Origin of the sequence: Schumannella sp. 10F1B-5-1, assembly GCF_006517535.1 — a bacterium.
GTDB lineage: Bacteria > Actinomycetota > Actinomycetes > Actinomycetales > Microbacteriaceae > Schumannella.
In genome coordinates this window covers 1-302 of sequence record NZ_VHQH01000279.1, presented here as the reverse complement: position 1 = coordinate 302, position 302 = coordinate 1, and the positions used below count along the sequence as shown (strand labels likewise).

At 68.9% G+C, this 302-nt stretch carries 1 pseudogene; it reads right to left on the bottom strand.

The features are described from left to right. Positions 1 to 302: pseudogene (locus tag FJ658_RS15705) on the bottom strand (mycodextranase); the annotation flags it as partial.

Below are 302 nucleotides of genomic sequence, written 5' to 3'. Positions count from 1 at the left end.
TGGAAGTTCACGCCGTCGGCGATCTGGTCGACGATCACGGTGTCGCTGATGGTCACGTTCGACATCGGGCCGTCGAGCCAGATGCCCACCTTGGTGTGCTGGATGTAGAGGTCGTCGACCGTCGAGTCGCTGAGCGCTCCCCCGATGCCGTTGACCTGGTCGGTGTCGATGCGCTCGCGCACGTCGCCCTGGATCGCGAAGCCCGACAGGTGCACGTCCGTGCTGCCGCCGTCTGCGGCATCCCTGCCGGAGAAGCCGACGCCCGTGTGCACCGAGCCGTCGGGGGCGGGCTCCGCGAGCGC